Annotated in this window: 17 protein-coding genes and 1 tRNA gene; 11 read left to right on the top strand and 7 right to left on the bottom strand. The window is 68.2% G+C overall.

What is annotated here, in order from left to right; all coding sequences use genetic code 11:
• Window positions 1-77 precede the first annotated feature (77 nt).
• The 10 genes from fabD to AC1PMG_RS16300 all read left to right on the top strand — a co-directional run bounded on the left by fabD (window position 78) and on the right by AC1PMG_RS16300 (window position 8472).
• Window positions 78-1022, top strand: coding sequence for an ACP S-malonyltransferase (gene fabD / locus AC1PMG_RS16345; RefSeq protein WP_342074665.1), 945 nt, complete (start codon window positions 78-80; stop codon window positions 1020-1022).
• A 91-nt stretch (window positions 1023-1113) separates the two neighbouring features.
• Complete coding sequence (gene fabG, locus AC1PMG_RS16340; protein ID WP_481109582.1) at window positions 1114-1857, top strand: 3-oxoacyl-ACP reductase FabG; 744 nt, start codon at window positions 1114-1116, stop codon at window positions 1855-1857.
• 205 nt (window positions 1858-2062) lie between these two features.
• On the top strand, window positions 2063-2302 hold the full coding sequence (gene acpP / locus AC1PMG_RS16335; protein ID WP_010342475.1) for an acyl carrier protein: 240 nt from the start codon (window positions 2063-2065) through the stop codon (window positions 2300-2302).
• A 129-nt stretch (window positions 2303-2431) separates the two neighbouring features.
• On the top strand, window positions 2432-3667 hold the full coding sequence (gene fabF, locus AC1PMG_RS16330) for a beta-ketoacyl-ACP synthase II (protein WP_048490158.1): 1236 nt from the start codon (window positions 2432-2434) through the stop codon (window positions 3665-3667).
• A gap of 180 nt (window positions 3668-3847) precedes the next feature.
• A complete protein-coding gene (locus AC1PMG_RS16325; protein WP_481109581.1) occupies window positions 3848-5197 on the top strand; it encodes an aminodeoxychorismate synthase component I in 1350 nt (449 codons plus the stop codon).
• A 68-nt stretch (window positions 5198-5265) separates the two neighbouring features.
• The gene (gene mltG, locus AC1PMG_RS16320) at window positions 5266-6333 is read left to right on the top strand and encodes an endolytic transglycosylase MltG (RefSeq protein WP_481109580.1); all 1068 of its coding nucleotides are present in this window, start codon (window positions 5266-5268) and stop codon (window positions 6331-6333) included.
• On the top strand, window positions 6330-7001 hold the full coding sequence (gene tmk / locus AC1PMG_RS16315) for a dTMP kinase (RefSeq protein ID WP_481109579.1): 672 nt from the start codon (window positions 6330-6332) through the stop codon (window positions 6999-7001). Before mltG ends, tmk begins: the two co-directional genes overlap by 4 nt.
• The gene (locus AC1PMG_RS16310) at window positions 6998-7960 is read left to right on the top strand and encodes a DNA polymerase III subunit delta' (protein ID WP_481109578.1); all 963 of its coding nucleotides are present in this window, start codon (window positions 6998-7000) and stop codon (window positions 7958-7960) included. Before tmk ends, AC1PMG_RS16310 begins: the two co-directional genes overlap by 4 nt.
• Window positions 7957-8310 carry a PilZ domain-containing protein gene (locus tag AC1PMG_RS16305; RefSeq protein WP_010342469.1) on the top strand — a complete coding sequence of 118 codons (354 nt, stop codon included), beginning with the start codon at window positions 7957-7959 and terminating at the stop codon, window positions 8308-8310. Before AC1PMG_RS16310 ends, AC1PMG_RS16305 begins: the two co-directional genes overlap by 4 nt.
• 87 nt (window positions 8311-8397) lie before the next feature.
• Window positions 8398-8472: transfer RNA gene (locus AC1PMG_RS16300), tRNA-Val, on the top strand.
• A 135-nt stretch (window positions 8473-8607) separates the two neighbouring features.
• On the opposite strand, the gene AC1PMG_RS16295 is transcribed toward AC1PMG_RS16300, so the two are convergent.
• The 3 genes from AC1PMG_RS16295 to AC1PMG_RS16285 form a co-directional block, all read right to left on the bottom strand.
• A complete protein-coding gene (locus AC1PMG_RS16295) occupies window positions 8608-9198 on the bottom strand; it encodes a hypothetical protein (protein WP_371181196.1) in 591 nt (196 codons plus the stop codon).
• A 12-nt stretch (window positions 9199-9210) separates the two neighbouring features.
• Window positions 9211-9954, bottom strand: coding sequence for a hypothetical protein (locus tag AC1PMG_RS16290; protein ID WP_371181197.1), 744 nt, complete (start codon window positions 9952-9954; stop codon window positions 9211-9213).
• Between the two features lie 166 nt (window positions 9955-10120).
• Complete coding sequence (locus tag AC1PMG_RS16285; RefSeq protein WP_481109577.1) at window positions 10121-10369, bottom strand: type II toxin-antitoxin system Phd/YefM family antitoxin; 249 nt, start codon at window positions 10367-10369, stop codon at window positions 10121-10123.
• Window positions 10370-10536: 167 nt separating this feature from the next.
• On the opposite strand from AC1PMG_RS16285, the gene AC1PMG_RS16280 reads away from it, so the two are divergent.
• Complete coding sequence (locus AC1PMG_RS16280; RefSeq protein ID WP_481109576.1) at window positions 10537-11304, top strand: DNA-formamidopyrimidine glycosylase family protein; 768 nt, start codon at window positions 10537-10539, stop codon at window positions 11302-11304.
• Window positions 11305-11420: 116 nt separating this feature from the next.
• Here the strand turns inward: AC1PMG_RS16280 and AC1PMG_RS16275 are convergent, their stop codons facing one another.
• From AC1PMG_RS16275 to lexA, 4 genes are read right to left on the bottom strand one after another with little or no spacing between them, the layout of a single operon-like run.
• Window positions 11421-14639 carry an error-prone DNA polymerase gene (locus tag AC1PMG_RS16275; protein ID WP_481109575.1) on the bottom strand — a complete coding sequence of 1073 codons (3219 nt, stop codon included), beginning with the start codon at window positions 14637-14639 and terminating at the stop codon, window positions 11421-11423.
• On the bottom strand, window positions 14636-16057 hold the full coding sequence (locus AC1PMG_RS16270) for a Y-family DNA polymerase (RefSeq protein WP_481109574.1): 1422 nt from the start codon (window positions 16055-16057) through the stop codon (window positions 14636-14638). The genes AC1PMG_RS16275 and AC1PMG_RS16270 overlap by 4 nt, the downstream gene beginning before the upstream one ends.
• Window positions 16058-16067: 10 nt before the next feature.
• On the bottom strand, window positions 16068-16688 hold the full coding sequence (imuA, locus tag AC1PMG_RS16265) for a translesion DNA synthesis-associated protein ImuA (RefSeq protein ID WP_481109573.1): 621 nt from the start codon (window positions 16686-16688) through the stop codon (window positions 16068-16070).
• Complete coding sequence (gene lexA / locus AC1PMG_RS16260; protein WP_481109572.1) at window positions 16688-17296, bottom strand: transcriptional repressor LexA; 609 nt, start codon at window positions 17294-17296, stop codon at window positions 16688-16690. The genes imuA and lexA overlap by 1 nt, the downstream gene beginning before the upstream one ends.
• Between the last annotated feature and the right edge of the window lie 277 nt (window positions 17297-17573).

Below are 17573 nucleotides of genomic sequence, written 5' to 3'. Positions count from 1 at the left end.
TTCACATACGCCCGGGTACAGACGCCCGGCCGGTTTCGCCCGTATCATCGCCGCTCGATTTTCGCAGGGCCAACCGCGTGACCGATTCCACACTCGCCTTCGTCTTCCCCGGCCAGGGTTCGCAATCGCTGGGCATGCTGGCCGAACTGGCCGAATTGCATCCGCAGCTGCGCGACAGCTTCGCCGAAGCCTCCGAGGGCGCCGGCGTGGACCTGTGGGCGCTGAGCCAGGGCGGCCCGGAAGAGATGCTCAACCGCACCGAGTACACCCAGCCGGCGCTGCTGGCCGCCAGCGTGGCGCTGTGGCGGCTGTGGCTGGCCGAGGGCGGGGCGCGTCCGGCGCAGCTGGCCGGGCACAGCCTGGGCGAGTACAGCGCGCTGGTCGCCGCCGGCGCCCTGTCGCTGCACGACGGCGCGCACCTGGTGCGGCTGCGCGGGCAACTGATGCAGGACGCCGCGCCGGCCGGCGTGGGCGCCATGGCTGCGGTGCTCGGCGCCGAGGACGCCGTGGTCGAAGAGGTCTGCGCGCAGGCCGCCGGCAGCCAGGTGGTGGTGCCGGCCAACTACAACTCGCCGGGGCAGGTGGTGATCGGCGGCGATGCCGCGGCGGTCGACCGCGCGCTGGCGCTGCTGGCCGAGCGCGGCGTGCGCAAGGCGGTGAAGCTGGCGGTCAGCGTGCCCTCGCACACCCCGCTGATGCGCGAGGCCGCCAACCGCCTGGCCGAAGCGATGCGCGGGCTGGCCTGGCAGGCGCCGCAGCTGCCGGTGGTGCAGAACGCCGATGCGCAGGTGCACGAGGGCGTCGAGGCGATCCGCCAGGCGCTGGTCGAGCAGTTGTATCTGCCGGTGCGCTGGACCGGCTGCGTGCAGGCGCTGGCCGCCGGCGGCGCCACCCGCCTGGCCGAGTGCGGCCCGGGCAAGGTGCTGACCGGGCTGGTCAAGCGCATCGACAAGTCGCTCGACGGCCGCGCCCTGGGCACGCCCGCCGAGTTCGCCGGCGCGCGCGAGGCCTGGGCCTCCTGATCGCCGGTCGCCGCGCGGTGCGCCGTTCGCCCGCGCTGGTTTCCCTCCTTTCCATCGGCGCCATGCGCCGTCCGTCTCCAAGGAAACGCAGATGAGCAAGCCATTGCAGGGCGAGATCGCGCTGGTCACCGGCGCCAGCCGCGGCATCGGTGCCGCCATCGCCGACGAACTGGCCGCGCAGGGCGCCACCGTCATCGGCACCGCCACCTCCGACGCCGGCGCGCAGGCGATCGGTGCGCGCCTGGCCGCCCACGGCGGCCATGGCCGCGCGCTGGACGTCACCGACGGCGCCGCGGTCGATGCGCTGATCGAGGCGATCGCCAAGGAATTCGGCCCGGTCTCGATCCTGGTCAACAACGCCGGCATCACCCGCGACAACCTGCTGATGCGGATGAAGGACGACGACTGGCAGGCGATCATCGACACCAACCTGACCAGCGTGTTCCGCACCTCCAAGGCGGTGCTGCGCGGCATGATGAAGGCGCGCAAGGGCCGCATCGTCAACATCGCCTCGGTGGTCGGCGTGACCGGCAACCCGGGCCAGGCCAACTACGCCGCGGCCAAGGCCGGCATCATCGCCTTCTCCAAGTCGATGGCCAAGGAAATCGGCTCGCGCGGTATCACCGTCAACGTGGTCGCGCCGGGCTTCATCGATACCGACATGACCAAGGCGCTGCCGGAAGCGCAGCGCACCGCGCTGCTGGAGCAGATCGCACTCGGCCAGCTCGGCCAGCCAGCCGACATCGCCAACGCGGTGGCGTTCCTGGCCGGGCCCGGCGCCGGCTACATCACCGGCGAAACCCTGCACGTGAACGGCGGGATGTACATGCCGTGAGCCTGCGGCGCAGTGGATGCGCCTAAGTGGCTGATCGGCCGGCATTTGTGCAGTGCTGCAAGGGCCAGTCGGTTTCCACTACACTACCCAACGCGGCCATCGCAGCCCGATGGCGTTTTGTGAGTCCCTCACAGGAGCACCGCACATCCGTGTGCGGGGATCCTAAAACTCGAACCACCACTACTCCATCTGGAGCGATATCCCAATGAGCACCATCGAAGAACGCGTCAAGAAAATCGTCGTCGAACAACTCGGCGTCAAGGAAGAAGAAGTCACCAACAACGCATCGTTCGTCGATGACCTGGGTGCCGACTCGCTGGACACCGTCGAGCTGGTGATGGCCCTGGAAGAAGAGTTCGAGTGCGAGATTCCGGACGAAGAAGCCGAGAAGATCACCTCGGTGCAGCAGGCCATCGACTACGTCAAGGCGCACGTCAAGAGCTGAGGCTGCGTTCTCGATCGCCATCGGCGCCTGCGTGGGCCCGATGCGCGTGACAATCCCATGGGGCCGCGCATGCGGCCCTGTGTTTTTACAGCGTCAAGGCCGCGCGTATCGCGGTGAGGAGATTTCGCAATGAGCCGTCGTGTCGTCGTAACCGGCATGGGCCTGGTGTCGCCGTTGGGCAATGACCTGGCCAGCAGTTGGGAAGGGATCGTCAACGGACGCTCCGGCATCGGCCCGATCACCCAGATCGATGCGTCTCAGTTCACCACCAAGATCGCCGGCGAGATCAAGGATTTCGATCCGACCAAGTTCATCTCGTCCAAGGACGCGCGCAAGATGGATTCGTTCATCCATTACGGCGTCGGCGCCTCGTTCATGGCGCTGGACGATTCCGGCCTGGAGATCACCGAGGCCAATGCCGAGCGCATCGGCGCGATCCTCGGTTCCGGCATCGGCGGCCTGCTCGGCATCGAGGAGCAGACCATCAAATTCCACGAGGGCGGCGCGCGCAAGATCTCGCCGTTCTACGTCCCCAGCACCATCATCAACATGCTGCCGGGCCAGGTGAGCCTGATCAAAGGGCTGAAGGGGCCGACCTTCTCCGCGGTCTCGGCCTGCGCCACCTCCAACCATTCCATCGGCACCGCGATGCGCATGATCCAGCACGGCGACGCCGACGTGATGCTGGCCGGCGGCGCCGAGCGCGGGTCCTCGCCGACCTCGGTGGGCGGCTTCTGCTCGATGAAGGCGATGTCCACCCGCAACGACGATCCCGCCGCGGCCTCGCGGCCGTGGGACAAGGAGCGCGACGGCTTCGTGCTCGGCGATGGTGCCGGCGTGCTGGTACTGGAAGAGTACGAACACGCCAAGGCGCGCGGCGCGCGCATCTATGCCGAGCTGGTCGGTTTCGGCGCCAGTTCCGACGCCTTCCACATGACCGCCCCGAGCGAGGACGGCGAAGGCGCCGCGCGCAGCATGGTGGCGGCGATGAAGGACGCCAAGCTCAATCCGGACCAGATCGACTACCTCAACGCGCACGGCACGTCCACGCCGCTGGGCGACCTGGCCGAGACCCTGGCGATGAAGCGCGCGCTCGGCGATCACGCCTACAAGACCATGGTCAGCTCCACCAAGTCGATGACCGGCCACCTGCTCGGCGCCGCCGGCGGTGCGGAAGCGATCTTCTCGGTGATGGCGATCCACGCCGGAATCATCCCGCCGACCATCAACCTGCACGAGCCGGGCGAAGGCTGCGATCTGGACTACGTGCCGAACGTGGCGCGCGAGAAGAAGATCGACGTGGCGATGTCCAATGGGTTCGGCTTCGGCGGGACCAATGGCACGTTGGTGTTCAAGCGGGTCTGAGAGCCGGGATTCGGGAATCGGGAATCGGGAATCGTCACAGCCGGCGCCTCACTCCCGTCGCGCGTCCATACATCGAGCGGCGCGCGTGAGGTACGCGCGCGTTGCTGCGTTATGGCTTAGAGCTTCTCTGGCGGCGCCTTCCGTTTCCTGACGTTTTTTCATTCTTCCAGCGGATCTTCGATGCTGCGTACCGTTCCCTTGCCGGCCGAGGTCGATCTGCTGGCGCTGCATCGCCTGGCGCCGCAGCGGTATCCGGTGCTGCTGGAATCCGCGGCGTCGGGCACGGCGCAGGGCCGCTGGGATCTGCTGCTGGTCGCCGACGGGCAGGGCCTGCGGCTGGATCGCGATGGCGTGACCCGCGCGATGGATGGCACGGCGGTCGCCGGCGATTTCCTCGATGCGCTGGACGCGCGCTGGCAGGCCGAACGCTGCGAACGCGACGAACCGCGCTGGCCGTTCCGCGGCGGCTGGGCGCTGTTGCTGGACTACGAACTGGCTGCGCAGGTGGAGCCGGTGCTGCAACTGCCGCCGTCCGCTGCGACCACGCCCGCGGCGCTGGCCCTGCGCTGCCCCGCGGCGCTGCTGCGCGATCACGTCAGCGGCGACTGTGTGGCGCTGGCCGAGCCCGCGCATGCGGCGTTGCTGGACCGCGTGCTCGCCGATCTGCAGGCACTGCCTGCGGCGGCGCCTGCGCCGGCGTGGCAGGCGCCGCTGGCGATCGAGGAAGATCCGCCGCAGCGCTTCGTCGACGGCGTGCGCCGCATCCTCGACTATCTGCGCGCCGGCGACGTGTTCCAGGTCAACCTGTCGCGGCGCTGGTCGGCGCGCTTCGCCGCGCCGCTGGCGCCGGCGGCGCTGTACGCGCAACTGCGCCGCGCCAACCCGGCGCCGTTCGCCGGCCTGTTCGTCGGCCACGGCCGCGCCGTGGTCAGTTCCTCACCGGAACGGCTGGTGTCGGTGCGCGGCGACGTGGTCGAGACCCGGCCGATCGCCGGCACCCGCGCGCGCGCGCCGGGCGACGACGAGGCCGCGCGCATCCGCGAACTGGTCGGGCACCCCAAGGAGCGCGCCGAGCACGTGATGCTGATCGACCTGGAGCGCAACGACCTGGGGCGGATCTGCGCGCCGGGCAGCGTCGAGGTCGACGAGCTGATGACCGTGGAGAGCTACGCCCACGTGCACCACATCGTCAGCAACGTGCGCGGCCGGCTGCGTGCGGGAACGACTCCGGGCGAGACGATCCGCGCCACCTTCCCCGGCGGCACCATCACCGGCTGCCCCAAGGTGCGCTGCATGCAGATCATCGCCGAGCTGGAGCAGACCCCGCGCGGCGCCTACACCGGCGCGTTCGGCTGGCTCAACCGCGACGGCGACATGGACCTGAACATCCTCATCCGCACCGCCGAGGTGGACGGCGCGCAGGTGCAGTTCCGCACCGGCGCCGGCATCGTGTTCGACTCCGACCCGGAGCGCGAGCTCGACGAGACCCGGGCCAAGGCACGCGGCCTGCTGCGTGCGCTGGATCCATGAGCGGGGCCGCGCGATACCGGGCCATGCCGGCCGCGCGGTATCCTGCACGTCATTGAATTCGCTCCGAGGTGGTCGTGGCTTGGGCTAAACGCGGGTGTCTGACCCTGCTGGCGGCATTGCTGGTGCTGGCGCTGCTGCTCGCCGCAGCCGGCGCGTGGTGGTGGCACGGCTATCGCGCCTTCGCCGAACAGCCGCTGCAGGCGACCCAGCCCAGCGTGGAAGTGGCGCGCGGCGCCTCGCTCAACGGGGTGCTGCGCAAGCTGCGCGCCGCCGGCGTGACCCAGGGCAGCGATCTGCAGTGGCAGCTGCTGGCGCGCGAGCTGGGCGTGGCCGGCAAGCTCAAGTTCGGCGAATACGCACTGCAGCCGGCGCTGAGCCCGCGCGAGCTGCTGCTGCGCATGCGCAAGGGCCAGGTGATCCAGTACCGCTTCACCATCGTCGAAGGCTGGAACGTGCGCCAGCTGCGCAGCGCCTTGAACGCGGCCACGCCGCTGGTGCACACCACCGCCGACCTCAGCGACAGCGAGTTGATGGCCAAGCTCGGCCAGCCCGGCCAGCACCCGGAAGGCCGTTTCCTGCCCGAGACCTACCTCTACCAGCGCGGCGACACCGACCTGCAACTGCTGCGCCGCGCACATGCGGCCATGGACAAGGCGCTGGCCGAGGCCTGGGACGCGCGTGCCAAGGACCTGTCGTTGCAGTCGCCGGAGCAGGCGCTGATCCTGGCCTCGATCGTGGAAAAGGAAACCGGCCTGGCCGCCGAGCGCCCGCAGATCGCCGGCGTGTTCGTGCGCCGCCTGCAACTGGGCATGAAACTGCAGACCGACCCGACCGTGATCTACGGTATCGGCAGCGCCTACGACGGCAACATCCGCAAGCGCGACCTGGAGACCGATACGCCGTACAACACCTACACCCGCACCGGCCTGACCCCGACCCCGATCGCCATGCCCGGACGCGAGGCGCTGCGTGCCGCCACCAACCCGGCGCCGGGCGACAGCCTGTACTTCGTGGCCATCGGCGACGGCAGCGGCGCGCATGCGTTCTCCTCCAGCTATGCCGAGCACAACGCGGCGGTGGCGCGCTACCTGCAGCGCCTGCGCCAGGCGCGCAACGGCGCGGCGGTGACGCCATGAGCGAGGCCGTGCTGAGTCACCATCGCTTCGTCAGCCTGGAAGGCGGCGAGGGCGCCGGCAAGACCACCGCGATCAACGCGATCCGTGAGTCGCTGCAGGCGCAGGGCCACGAGGTGGTGCTGACCCGCGAGCCGGGTGGCACGCCGTTGGCCGAACGCATCCGCGCGCTGCTGCTGGACAAGACGCCCGGCGAAGTCGCCGAGCCGCTGGCCGCCGAGACCGAACTGCTGCTGGTGTTCGCCGCGCGCGCGCAGCACGTGCGCGAGGTGATCCGCCCGGCGCTGCAGCGCGGCGCCTACGTGGTCAGCGACCGCTTCACCGATTCCAGCTACGCCTACCAGGGCGAGGGCCGCGGCCTGGACCGCGCCTGGATCGCCGACCTGGAGCGCCGCGCGGTCGGCCTGCAGCCGGGTCTGACCTTGCTGCTGGACCTGGACGTGCAGATCGGCCGCGCCCGCACCAGCGGTCGCGACCTGTGGCCGGACCGGATCGAGAGCGAGCAGGACGATTTCTTCCAGCGTGTACGTGCCGGCTTCCGCCAGCGCGCCGCGCAGGATCCGCAGCGCTTCCGCGTCATCGACGCCAGCCAGCCGCCACAGGCGGTCGCCCAGGCGGTCGCCGCCGCGCTGGTGGCGTGGATGCAGCAGCAACAGGAGCCGACGCTATGAGCGATCTGCCGTTTGCGCCGTGGCAGCAGCGCGCCTACGACCAGACCGTGGCCGCGCTCGACGCCGGCCGCCTCGGCCATGGCCTGCTGATCTGCGGGCCGGAAGGCCTGGGCAAGCGCGCGGTGGCGCTGAAGCTGGCCGCGCACGTACTCGGTCAGGGCGAACCGGCGGCGAACCTGCGCAGCGCGCAGTTGATCGCCGCCGGCACCCATCCGGACCTGCAGCTGATCTCGTTCATCCCCAACCGCACCGGCGACAAGCTGCGCACCGAGATTGTCATCGAGCAGGTGCGCGAGATCTCGCAGAAACTGGCGCTGACCCCGCAGTACGGCGTGGCCCAGGTGGTGGTGGTGGATCCGGCCGACGCGATCAACCGCGCCGCCTGCAACGCCTTGCTGAAGACGCTGGAAGAACCGCAGCCCGGCCGCTACCTGTGGCTGATCAGTGCGCAGCCGGCGCGGCTGCCGGCGACCATCCGCAGCCGTTGCCAGCGCCTGGAGTTCAAGCTGCCGCCGGCCGACGAGGCGATCGCCTGGTTGCTGGCCCAGGACTTTCCCGAGAAGACCGCACGCGAAGCGCTGGACGCCGCGCGCGGCCATCCCGGCCTAGCCGCGCAGTGGCTGCGCGAGGACGGATTGAAGCTGCGCCAGCAGGTGGCTGCGGATCTGGAGCAGGTCGCCGCCGGCAAGCTCGGCACGCTGGACGCCGCGCAGCGCTGGAGCAGCGACGCGCTGGCCGAACAGCGCCTGGGCCATGCCGCCGACCTGGCGCTGGCCCAGGCGTCGCAGGCCGGCTTGACCGACCCGGCGCGATTGCACAAGCTGGCCGCGTGGTTCGACGCCGCCAATCGCACCCGCGACCTGCTGCGGACCACCGTGCGCGCCGACCTGGCGATCGCGGAACTGTTGCTGGCCTGGCGCGATGGCGATCGCCCGGCCCGGAGAGGGGCACAACGATGAGCGCGATGAGCGGACGCCAGGGCATCCTGTCGCTGGCGGTGAAGGACAAGGCGGCGCTGTACAACGCCTACATGCCGTTCGTGAAGAACGGCGGCATCTTCGTGCCCACCCCCAAGCGCTACTTCCTCGGCGACGAAGTGTTCCTGCTGCTGACCCTGCCCGATTCCAGCGAGCGCCTGCCGGTGGCCGGCAAGGTGATCTGGGTGACCCCGGTCGGCGCCCAGGGCAACCGCGCCGCCGGCATCGGCGTGCAACTGCCGGACAACAGCGAAGGCGAGACCATCCGCACCAAGATCGAGACCCAGCTAGCCGGCATCCTCAACGCCGACAAGCCCACCCAGACCATGTAGCGGCCGCGCGGCGACGCCGCGCCACGGACCTCGCAAGGACCCATTGACGCCGCGCGCCACACCCCTATAATGTGCGGCTCGCGACACGGGCGGTTAGCTCAGCGGTAGAGCATTGCCTTCACACGGCAAGGGTCGCAGGTTCGAACCCTGCACCGCCCACCACGAATTTGAGCGTCAACGAAAAAGCCGGCCTAGTGCCGGCTTTTTGTTCTGTACGATAGCAGTCGTAGTCAGGGCTTATCGTCAATCAGTGCGTGACTTAGGCCGATATTGTACTGGTCGTGAGGCATAGCCTAATCACGGTACTTGTTGATCGGTAGATTGCGTTTGGTTAACTTCGTGTTCAATTTGATACGTGAGATTTGCATCATTCGCGTGCTCATCTGCCTGTCGGTCAAATGGCAACCCGTGCTGCCGTTTGGTTTCCGGAATGCCTAATTCGCCTATGCCTTTCACTTTGATGCCAGCTGCAATTGCACGGCGTCGTAGAGTGGCATCGTCAGTGAGGATCATCGTTGCGTCCACGGTACGAGTGATTGCCAATATCTGAAGATCAAAGGAAACTTCTTTTTTTGTGGCGCCATGTCTCGCTGACTTTGGCCGTCTCAGTATTGCGTTCTCTATTGCGGCCATCGAATCAAAGGGTACGATGCGCACAGCGCGTCGGTTCGTAAGGGCGCTGAGAATTTCAGGCTCACGGCCGGGTGCCTTGATAAGTAGCTCGGACAGTACCGGTGTGGGTACAACTATCTCTACGCCTTCTTTCTCGAGGTCATCGAGCAGGCCCTCGATCCGCTCAATGCAGTGCTCGACCGGTTTTCCTGATTCAGGATCGATTGGTGCAGGGGCTTTGGGATGAACCAAGTAAAGCAGTACGCTGTTGTCCACGACTATTCGCATTTACCAGCCTCTATCCTTGCTGATGCCGCGCAGCTGCGCTTCTATGACATCCTTTCCCAAGACGTCGTGCAGACGTTGCAGCACGTCCGCGAGTGTTCCGTCTTCTAGTTCAGTCACAGTATCTATTCGGAATTGCGAAATAACCCAAGTGCCCTCCGCCAAGCGACTGAGCTTCGCGGTGCCGGCGACTTCAACTATCCCTTTCCATAGGTGTCCGGTCAGTCGCTCGGCTAGACCTTGTTCCCTAATTTCCCCTCGGAGCTCGCGGTTTGTGGATACGTCGAGTAAGCGGACGTGTTTGGTATCGTCCTTTCCTTCTAGGCCGATAACCTGTCCTCGGGCGACGTAACGCTGATGGATCGGCCCAAAGACTTGTCCATGCTCACGCTCATAGCCGCGGAGATGGAATATTCGACTTCTACCGGCGCGCATTTCAATCGAGACCCCATCTTCAGATAGCATCTCGCGCATGCTCTCGACGGTGCGTCTCAATTCCCGCGACGCTGAAGGTGCTGTTGCGCTGGCCATTCGATTGGCTAGACGAGGGAAGTGCTCACGGTCGACAGTTAGTCGCACCTTGACGCTTCCAGGTGTGATCTTCTGGACTCGTATTTTTTCCGGAGCACCCACTAAATCGGATAACTGGCGCATATATTCGGCGAGCCTCTCGATGGTGAAGTCGCTAGGCTGCTTTCCGCTGATTGTGAAAGTGACGAGTTGGTCGGTTTCCATGAGCTCGCCCATTTGCTATTCGCCGAGTCTAGCCTTTAATTGAGATGCCCGCGAGTCCTAGCTATCAGGGCTAGGGCGAAGCGCTATTTTGTAGACAAATTAATGGTGGCGCACGCTGACCTTGTCCGCTTGTTGCTGTTGGCTGGAGACGCTTGGGCATTGTCTGCAAACGGCAGTGTCACTCTGGCATTTCCTGTGATGCTGCATCGGATTTGAGCTGGGCGACGGATTCCAAAAAACGCTGCGCGTTCTTCTGGCTACACAACAGATAGGCGGTTTCTTCCATCGATTTGTAGTCTTCCAGAGACAGCATGACCACTGCTTGCTTGCGGCTGCGCGTTATTATCACCGGCTGGCGGTTGGTGGCCACGCGGTCCATGATGTCCGCTAGAGAAGAACGTGCGACGTTGTAGGAGATGATGTCCATGCTGTGCTCGAAGTTGTACAAGAACTTGTACGCTCGTGAGTAGGTCTATCAATGAAAATTATCAAACTAGCACTTTTGTGACAGGCGATCTTGGGCCGAGCGAATAGTGCTGTAGCTGGGCGCATTAGGCTCACAGCCCACTCACGCCGGCGCTCGATACTGAGGCCATGCCCGAAGGTCCCTCGATCGTCATCCTCAAGGAAGAAACCGCCGCGTTCGCCGGGCGCAAGGTGCTGCGGGTGTCCGGCAACAGCAAGCTGGACCTGGAGCGGATGCGCGGTTGCAAGATCCTGTCGCTGCGCAGTTGGGGCAAGCATTTCCTGATCGAGTTCGATGCGTTCAGTGTGCGCATCCACTTCCTGCTGTTCGGCAGCTACCGGATCAATGCGCGCAAGGACGCGACGGCACGTTTGAGCTTGGGCTTCGCCAAGGGCGAGGAGTTGAACTTCTACGCGTGTTCGATCAAGTTCATCGACGGTCCGCTGGACGCGGCCTACGACTGGACGGCGGACGTGATGAATCCCGACTGGGATGCGGCGCAGGCGCGGCGCAAGTTGCGGCTGCGGCCGCATACGCTCGCCGCCGATGCCTTGTTGGATCAGGACGTGTTCGCCGGGGTCGGCAACATCATCAAGAACGAGGTGCTGCATCGCATCCGTGTGCACCCCGAGAGCGAGATCGGCGCATTGCCGCCGCGCAAGCTGGGCGAACTGGTGACGCAGGCGCGCGAGTACAGCTTCGATTTCTATCGCTGGAAGAAAGCCTACGAACTGAAGAAGCACTACCAGGTGCACACCAAGACGGTGTGTCCGCGCGACGGTCATTTGCTCACGTATCGCAAGCAACTCGGCAAGGCGCAGCGGCGCGCGTTCTTCTGCGAGCATTGTCAGCGGCGGTATGCGTTGGCAGAGGTGCAGCCTGAAATATTCAAGTAGCCCTGCTTGCGTCAGTAGGTTGGAGGATGCTGGTGCTTGAAGAAGGAAGGCGCAGATGCGCCTTCAGCTGGCACGACGTTGATCCAGGCGCTACCGCGGCGTTGACGCTTGCGGCCTCAATGAAAATCCCGGCTGCGGATATCCAGGCCGAGCAGCATGGGCGTCAGGTCTTCGAGGTGGGCGGCGATCAGGTGGCGGACCTTGCCCTCGGTCTCGACGCGGCCGCGCACCAGCAGCAGTTGGGATTCGAGCAGGGCCTGGCGCTGGCGTTCGGCCAAACGCCGCCACACCACCACGTTGACCAGGCCGTGCTCGTCTTCGAGGGTGACGAAGGTGACGCCGCTGGCGGTCTGCGGGCGTTGGCGCATGGTCACCAGACCGGCGATGGCGACGGCGCTGGCATGCGGCAACGCCCGCAGCTCGCCGGAATGGCGGTAGCGGCGCGCACGCAGCTGCGCGCGCAGCAGGGTCAGCGGATGCTTGCCCAGGGTTGTGCCGAGCGTCGCGTAGTCGGCGCGGATGTCTTCGCCCTGGCTGGGCAGCGGCAGTGCCACCTGCTGCTCGGGCGTCGCTGCGAGCGCTTCGAACAGGGGGCGCTGCGCCTCGACGCCGGCCACGGCCCAGCGGGCGCGATGGCGATGGCCGGCCAAAGCTTTCAATGCGCCAGCGTCGGCGAGGGCGGCGCGGGCCTTGTCGTCGAGCGCGGCGCGGTGGCACAGGTCGGCGAGGTCGTGGAACGGGGCCTGCGCACGCGCTTGTTGCAAACGCAGCGCGGCGTCCTCGGCCAGGCCGCGGACCAGGCGCAGGCCCAGGCGAATCGCCGGCTGCACCTCGGGATCGGGGCTGTACGCTTCCAGGCTGCAGTCCCAGTCGCTGTAGCGTACGTCCACTGGCCGCACCTGCAGGCCGTGGCGGCGTGCGTCCTGCAGCAACTGGTCGGGGCTGTAGAAGCCCATCGGCCAACTGTTGATCAGCGCGCAGGTGAACGCGGCCGGTTCGTGGCACTTGAGCCAGCAACTGGCGTAGGTGAGCAGGGCGAAACTGGCGGCGTGGCTTTCGGGAAAGCCGTAGCTGCCGAAGCCCTTGATCTGCTCGAAGATGCGTCCGGCGAATTCGGCGGTGTAGTTCCTCTCCAGCATGCCTTCCAACAGCTTGTCGCGATGCGGTTCCAGGCCGCCGTGGCGTTTCCAGGCCGCCATCGAGCGGCGCAACTGGTCGGCCTGGCCCGGCGTGTAGCCAGCGGCGACCACTGCGAGTTGCATCACCTGTTCCTGAAAAAGAGGCACGCCGAGTGTGCGCTTGAACACCTCGCGTAATTCGTCGGGCAGATCGTCGGTGGCCTCCTCGCCGCTGCGCCGGCGCAGATACGGATGCACCATGCCGCCCTGGATCGGCCCGGGACGCACGATCGCCACCTGGATGACCAGGTCGTAGAACTCTTTTGGCTGCAGCCGCGGCAACATCGCCATCTGCGCGCGCGATTCGATCTGGAACACGCCGATGGTGTCGGCGCGCTGGATCATCGCGTAGGTCTGCGGATCTTCGGCAGGAATGGTGGCGAGCGTGTAGTCGCGGCCGCGGTGCGCGCGCAGCAGGTCCAGGGTGCGTCGCAGCGCGCTGAGCATGCCCAGCGCGAGCACGTCGACCTTCATCAGCCCGACCAGTTCCAGGTCGTCCTTGTCCCACTGGATCACCGTGCGCTCGGCCATGGTCGCGTTCTCCACCGGCACCAGGGTGTGCAGCGCATGCTCGGAGATGACGAAGCCGCCGGGGTGCTGCGACAGGTGCCGCGGGAAGCCGAGCAGTTGGCCGGCGAGCACCAGCAGCCGGCGCATCACCGGCGTGTCCGGGTCGAAACCGCGTTCGCGCAGCAGTTCCTGTGCCGACTCCACCGGGTCGCGCTGGCCCAGCGCGGAGGACAGCGCATCGACGGTGTCGCTGGGCAGGCCCAGTGCACGCGCCACGTCGCGTACCGCGCTGCGCGTGTGGTAACTGATCGCCACCGCCGCCAGCGCGGCGCGCTCGCGGCCGTAGTGACTGAAGATGTACTGGATCACTTCCTCGCGGCGGTCGTGCTCGAAATCGATGTCGATGTCCGGCCGCTCCTTGCGCTCCTCGGAGATGAAACGCTCGAACAGCATGCCGATGCGGTCCGGATCGATCGCGGTGATGCCCAGCGCGTAGCACACCGCCGAGTTCGCCGCCGAGCCGCGGCCCTGGCACAGGATGTCCTTGGAGCGCGCGAAGCGCACCAGGTCATAGACGGTGAGGAAGTAGGACTCGTACTTCAGCCGCTCGATCACGCCGAGTTCGTGTTCGATCAGGCGCCGCGCCTTGTCCGGCAGGCCGTGCGGCCAGCGCTCGGCCGCGCCGCGTTCGGTGAGGATGCGCAGCCACTGCGTGGGTGTGTGCCCGGGCGGTACCAGTTCGTGTGGGTATTCGTACTGCAGTTGGCCGAGGTGGAATGTGCAGCGCTGGGCGATGCGCATGGTTTCGGCCAGCAGTTCCGGCGGATACAGCGTCGCCAGCGTGGCGCGCGGGCGCAGGTGGCGTTCGCCGTTGGGATACAGGTGGGCGCCGGCTTCGTGTAGCGGCAGGCGCTGGCGGATCGCGGTCAAGGTGTCCTGCAGCGCGCGCCGGCCGCGTGCGTGCATGTGCACGTCGCCGCTGGCCACGGCCGGTAGCTGCAGCGCATGCGCCAACTGCAGGCGCGCCTGCAGCAGCGCGGCGTCGTCGGGACCGCGCAGCAGTTCCACCGCCAGCCACAGCCGCTGCGGGAAGCGCGCCTGCAGCCAGGCGCCGTCCGCGGCGTCGTCGCCATCGCCGCGCGGCAGCCACAGGCACAGCAGGCCGGCGCCGTCGTCCGCGCTGGCCAGATCCTCGCGCAGCGCGCGGTAGCTGCCTTTGTCGGCGCGGCGCCGGGCCAGGGTGATCAGCCGGCACAGCCGCTGGTAGCCATGCAGGGTCTCGGCCAGCAGCACCAGCTTGGGGCCGTGTTCGAACTGGATCTCGCTGCCGACGATGAGGGGCAGGCCCATGTCCCGGGACGCCTGCCACGCGCGCACGATGCCGGCCAGGCTGCATTCGTCGGTGATCGCCAGGGCGCGATAGCCGTGGTGCAGCGCACGTTCGCACAGTTCCCAGGGGTGCGAGGCACCGCGCTGGAAGCTGAAGTTGGACAGGCAATGCAGTTCGGCGTAGTCGGGCAGGTTGGGGTCCGCTGGCGTGCGCGGCACGTTGGCGGCGGGTGCGCTGGTTGGCGCAGGCGCAGGCGCCGGCATCGGCAGCAGCCGCAGGCGCGGCGGCATGCGCGGATGCGGCGGGGTGTGGCTCATGCGAACCAGCCGTGCAGCATCAGTGCGTCCGGCGCGTCGGCCGGGGCGAAGGCCCAGGCGCGCTGGCCCTGGCGGGTGCGCACGACGTAGTAGTCGCGACGCACGTCGCCGTCGTCCCACCAGCCGCTCTCGATGCGCTCCGGCCCGGCCAGGCGCTCGGGCGCGCGTTCGCGCAGCGGCACCGGCCGCGGCAGCAGCCAGCCGGGGCGTGGCGGTGCGGCGGCGGGCGCGGCCGTGCTGCGCGCCGCAGCGGATTCGGCGCGCCAGGCCAGTTCCGGGCGATGGTCGGCATACGCGCGCAGGCCGTGCACGGCGTCGTCGCCCAGGCGCGCGCGCAGGCGCTCGCGCAGTTGCTCCCACGGCAGCGCCTGTTGCGCGCGCTCGTCGAACAGTTCGCGCGCGGCCGGCACGAACGGCGGCAGTTCGTCGGCGCACAGGCGCAGCGCCTGCACCGGTGCCGGCACGCTGGCCTGCTGCAGGCGCCCGCGCGCCAGTTCGAACAGCATCGCCGCATCGCGCTCGGCGGCGAGCAGGCCCACCGGCACCATGCTGGGCTCCAGGTCCTCGTGTTCCAGCAGCAGGCGGAAACGCTGCACGCCGCCGTCGCGTCCGGCCAGGAATGCGGCCAGATCCTGGGTCAGGCGCCGCAGCGGGAACAGCAGCGCCTGGTTGGATTCGGTGGCATAGCCCAGTTCCACGCGCGCATCGAAGCGGTCCGGCGGCAGGTAGTACTGCAGCGGCAGCGGCGCCTGCCCGCGCAGCGCATCCAGGTGCTGCAGCAGGGCGGGCGGATAGCGCCGTGCCAGTGCGGTGCGCGGCAGTGCGAACAGCTGCTGCAGGCGGCGCAGGCCCATTCGCGCGAAGCCCTCGGCCAGGGCCGGCGACAACCCGGCGCGGGCGATCGGCAACTGCCCCAGCGCGCGCTGCAGCGCGGCGTTGTCGAGCAGGGCGATGCCGTCGTGCGCATTGACCAGCGCACGCGCGGCCAGCGGATGCGGTGCGACCACGATGCGGTGGCGGAAGCCCAGCGCGGTCAGTTCCTCGCGCAGCCGCGCCTCGAAGCGCGGCCAGGGCCCGAACAGGCCGAGGCTGGCCTCGATCTCAAGCAGCAGCGCGCCGGGGTAGTCGGTGCTGACCAGCGAACTGAAGCGGTACGCCCAGGCGGCCAGGAACTGCTGGCTGCGGCGGCTTTCTTCGGCATCGTGCAGGGCGGTGGCGAAGCGGTCGCACAGCGCCTGCGCGGTGACCAGCGATTGCCCAGGGCGCAGGCCGCGGGCGCGCGCGGCGGCGTTGACGGCCTTCAGCGTGCGCCGCTGCGGCGGGCCGTCGAGCAACGCCAGCGGTTCGTCCGGCGTCGGCCAGCGACGCAGGACGGTGTCCAGCGCCAGCTGCGGCAACAGGATGCAGGCCCAGCGCATGGTGGCGGCCTCACCCGGTCGCCAGGGCGGACAGCGCGATCGGCTGCGGCGGCGGCAGCCCGCCGCGGCACTTGAGCACGCGCAGTTGCGCCGGCGCGGCGTCGATGGCGATGCGCAGCGCGGCCGGCGACGGATTGGCGGCGGTCTTCAGCGGCCGATAGGCGAACCCCAGGGTGCGCCCGGTCTCGGCCGCCACCTGCAGCCGGCGCAGGGTCTTGTCGCCGGCCAGCCCCGGCCAGCACAGCACCGCCGCGCAACTGCCCGAACGCAGGCATTGCTCGGCGGCCCAGGCCGCGTCGGCGCCGGCACGGACGATCTGCAGCTGCGCCAGCGCCACGCCGGCCTGCGCCCAGGCAGCGGGGTAGGGCAGGTACGGCGGATCGACCAGCACGATGCGGCCGCCGCCCTGCGACAGCCGCCCCAGCGTCGGCCACAGCAGCTGCAGTTCGCCGATGCCGTCGGCGGCGTGCAGCAACTCGGTCAGCGCCATTTCCGGCCAGCCGCGCGCGGGCAGCACCGCGTCCAGCGCGGCGTGCCCGGTGGGCTGCGCGCTGGGCGGCAGCGCCGTCGGCTGGCCGCGCCAGACCCGGCGCTCGGCCAGCAGGCGGTCGAGGGCGACGACGGCGGCCATCAGCCGGGCCGGATCAGGCCGCAGTAATGCCCTTCGATGGCGAAGTCCTGCCCGGGAGCGACCACGATCGGCGCATAGGCGGGGTTGCGCGGCAGCAGCGCGATGCCGTCGCCCTCGGCGCGGTAGCGCTTGATGGTGAGTTCGCCGTCCAGCCGTGCCACCACGATCTGGCCGTTGCGCGCGTCGGCGGCGCGGCGCACCCCGACCAGGTCGCCGTCGAGGATGCCGTCGTCGATCATCGAGTCGCCCTGCACCCGCAGCAGGTAGTCCGGACGCAGCGCGAACACCGCACGGTCCAGGCGCAACTGCTGGTCCAGGCCGATGTCGGCGCCGATCGGCGCACCGGCGGCGACCCGGCCCAGCACCGGCAACTGCAGCAGTTCGCTACGGCTGCCGGCCTGTGCCGGGCGCAGGCTGCGCGCCTGCTGCGGCACTTGCGCCAGCAGCCCGGCCTCGACCAACGCCTGCACGTGCTTGCGCGCGGCATTGCGCGAGGCGAAGCCGAAGCGGTCGGCGATCTCGGCCAGGCTCGGCGGCCGCCCCTCCTGCTCGATGCAGGCATGGACGTAGGCGAGGATGGCGGCGCGCTGCGGGGACAGGGTGGTCATGGTGTACATTTGTACACCTTCGGCGGTGCCTTTGGCGAATGGATGTGCTGAATGCTTTTGGAGGGGGCGCTGTCGGTTCTTCCGGGGCAGCCGTTCTTGGGCGGTACCGCTGGTCTGGATGAGGCCAGTTCGTCGCGGCATCCTTTCTGGTCGTGACTGCTTGCAGCGGTGGCCGCGACGAGCATGATGGTCACCTGGGGCAGACTTGCGGCGCCTGGTCGCTGCGGCCAGGCGCCATTGTTGCGTTCACCGAGTGGAGGTGCAGGTTGCCTGCGAC

This window comes from Xanthomonas sp. NCPPB 2250 (assembly GCF_056725265.1).
This window is presented reverse-complemented; position numbering and strand designations above follow the sequence as displayed.

What these genes read in the sequence shown, in the direction of transcription:
- fabG (WP_481109582.1), top strand. Translation starts at nt 1,114, where the DNA reads ATGAGCAAGCCATTGCAGGGCGAGATCGCGCTGGTCACCGGCGCCAGC.
- acpP (WP_010342475.1), top strand. Translation starts at nt 2,063, where the DNA reads ATGAGCACCATCGAAGAACGCGTCAAGAAAATCGTCGTCGAACAACTC.
- fabF (WP_048490158.1), top strand. Translation starts at nt 2,432, where the DNA reads ATGAGCCGTCGTGTCGTCGTAACCGGCATGGGCCTGGTGTCGCCGTTG.
- AC1PMG_RS16325 (WP_481109581.1), top strand. Translation starts at nt 3,848, where the DNA reads ATGCTGCGTACCGTTCCCTTGCCGGCCGAGGTCGATCTGCTGGCGCTG.
- tmk (WP_481109579.1), top strand. Translation starts at nt 6,330, where the DNA reads ATGAGCGAGGCCGTGCTGAGTCACCATCGCTTCGTCAGCCTGGAAGGC.
- AC1PMG_RS16310 (WP_481109578.1), top strand. Translation starts at nt 6,998, where the DNA reads ATGAGCGATCTGCCGTTTGCGCCGTGGCAGCAGCGCGCCTACGACCAG.
- AC1PMG_RS16305 (WP_010342469.1), top strand. Translation starts at nt 7,957, where the DNA reads ATGAGCGCGATGAGCGGACGCCAGGGCATCCTGTCGCTGGCGGTGAAG.
- AC1PMG_RS16290 (WP_371181197.1), bottom strand. Translation starts at nt 9,954, where the DNA reads ATGGGCGAGCTCATGGAAACCGACCAACTCGTCACTTTCACAATCAGC.
- AC1PMG_RS16285 (WP_481109577.1), bottom strand. Translation starts at nt 10,369, where the DNA reads ATGGACATCATCTCCTACAACGTCGCACGTTCTTCTCTAGCGGACATC.
- AC1PMG_RS16280 (WP_481109576.1), top strand. Translation starts at nt 10,537, where the DNA reads ATGCCCGAAGGTCCCTCGATCGTCATCCTCAAGGAAGAAACCGCCGCG.
- AC1PMG_RS16275 (WP_481109575.1), bottom strand. Translation starts at nt 14,639, where the DNA reads ATGAGCCACACCCCGCCGCATCCGCGCATGCCGCCGCGCCTGCGGCTG.
- AC1PMG_RS16270 (WP_481109574.1), bottom strand. Translation starts at nt 16,057, where the DNA reads ATGCGCTGGGCCTGCATCCTGTTGCCGCAGCTGGCGCTGGACACCGTC.
- imuA (WP_481109573.1), bottom strand. Translation starts at nt 16,688, where the DNA reads ATGGCCGCCGTCGTCGCCCTCGACCGCCTGCTGGCCGAGCGCCGGGTC.
- lexA (WP_481109572.1), bottom strand. Translation starts at nt 17,296, where the DNA reads ATGACCACCCTGTCCCCGCAGCGCGCCGCCATCCTCGCCTACGTCCAT.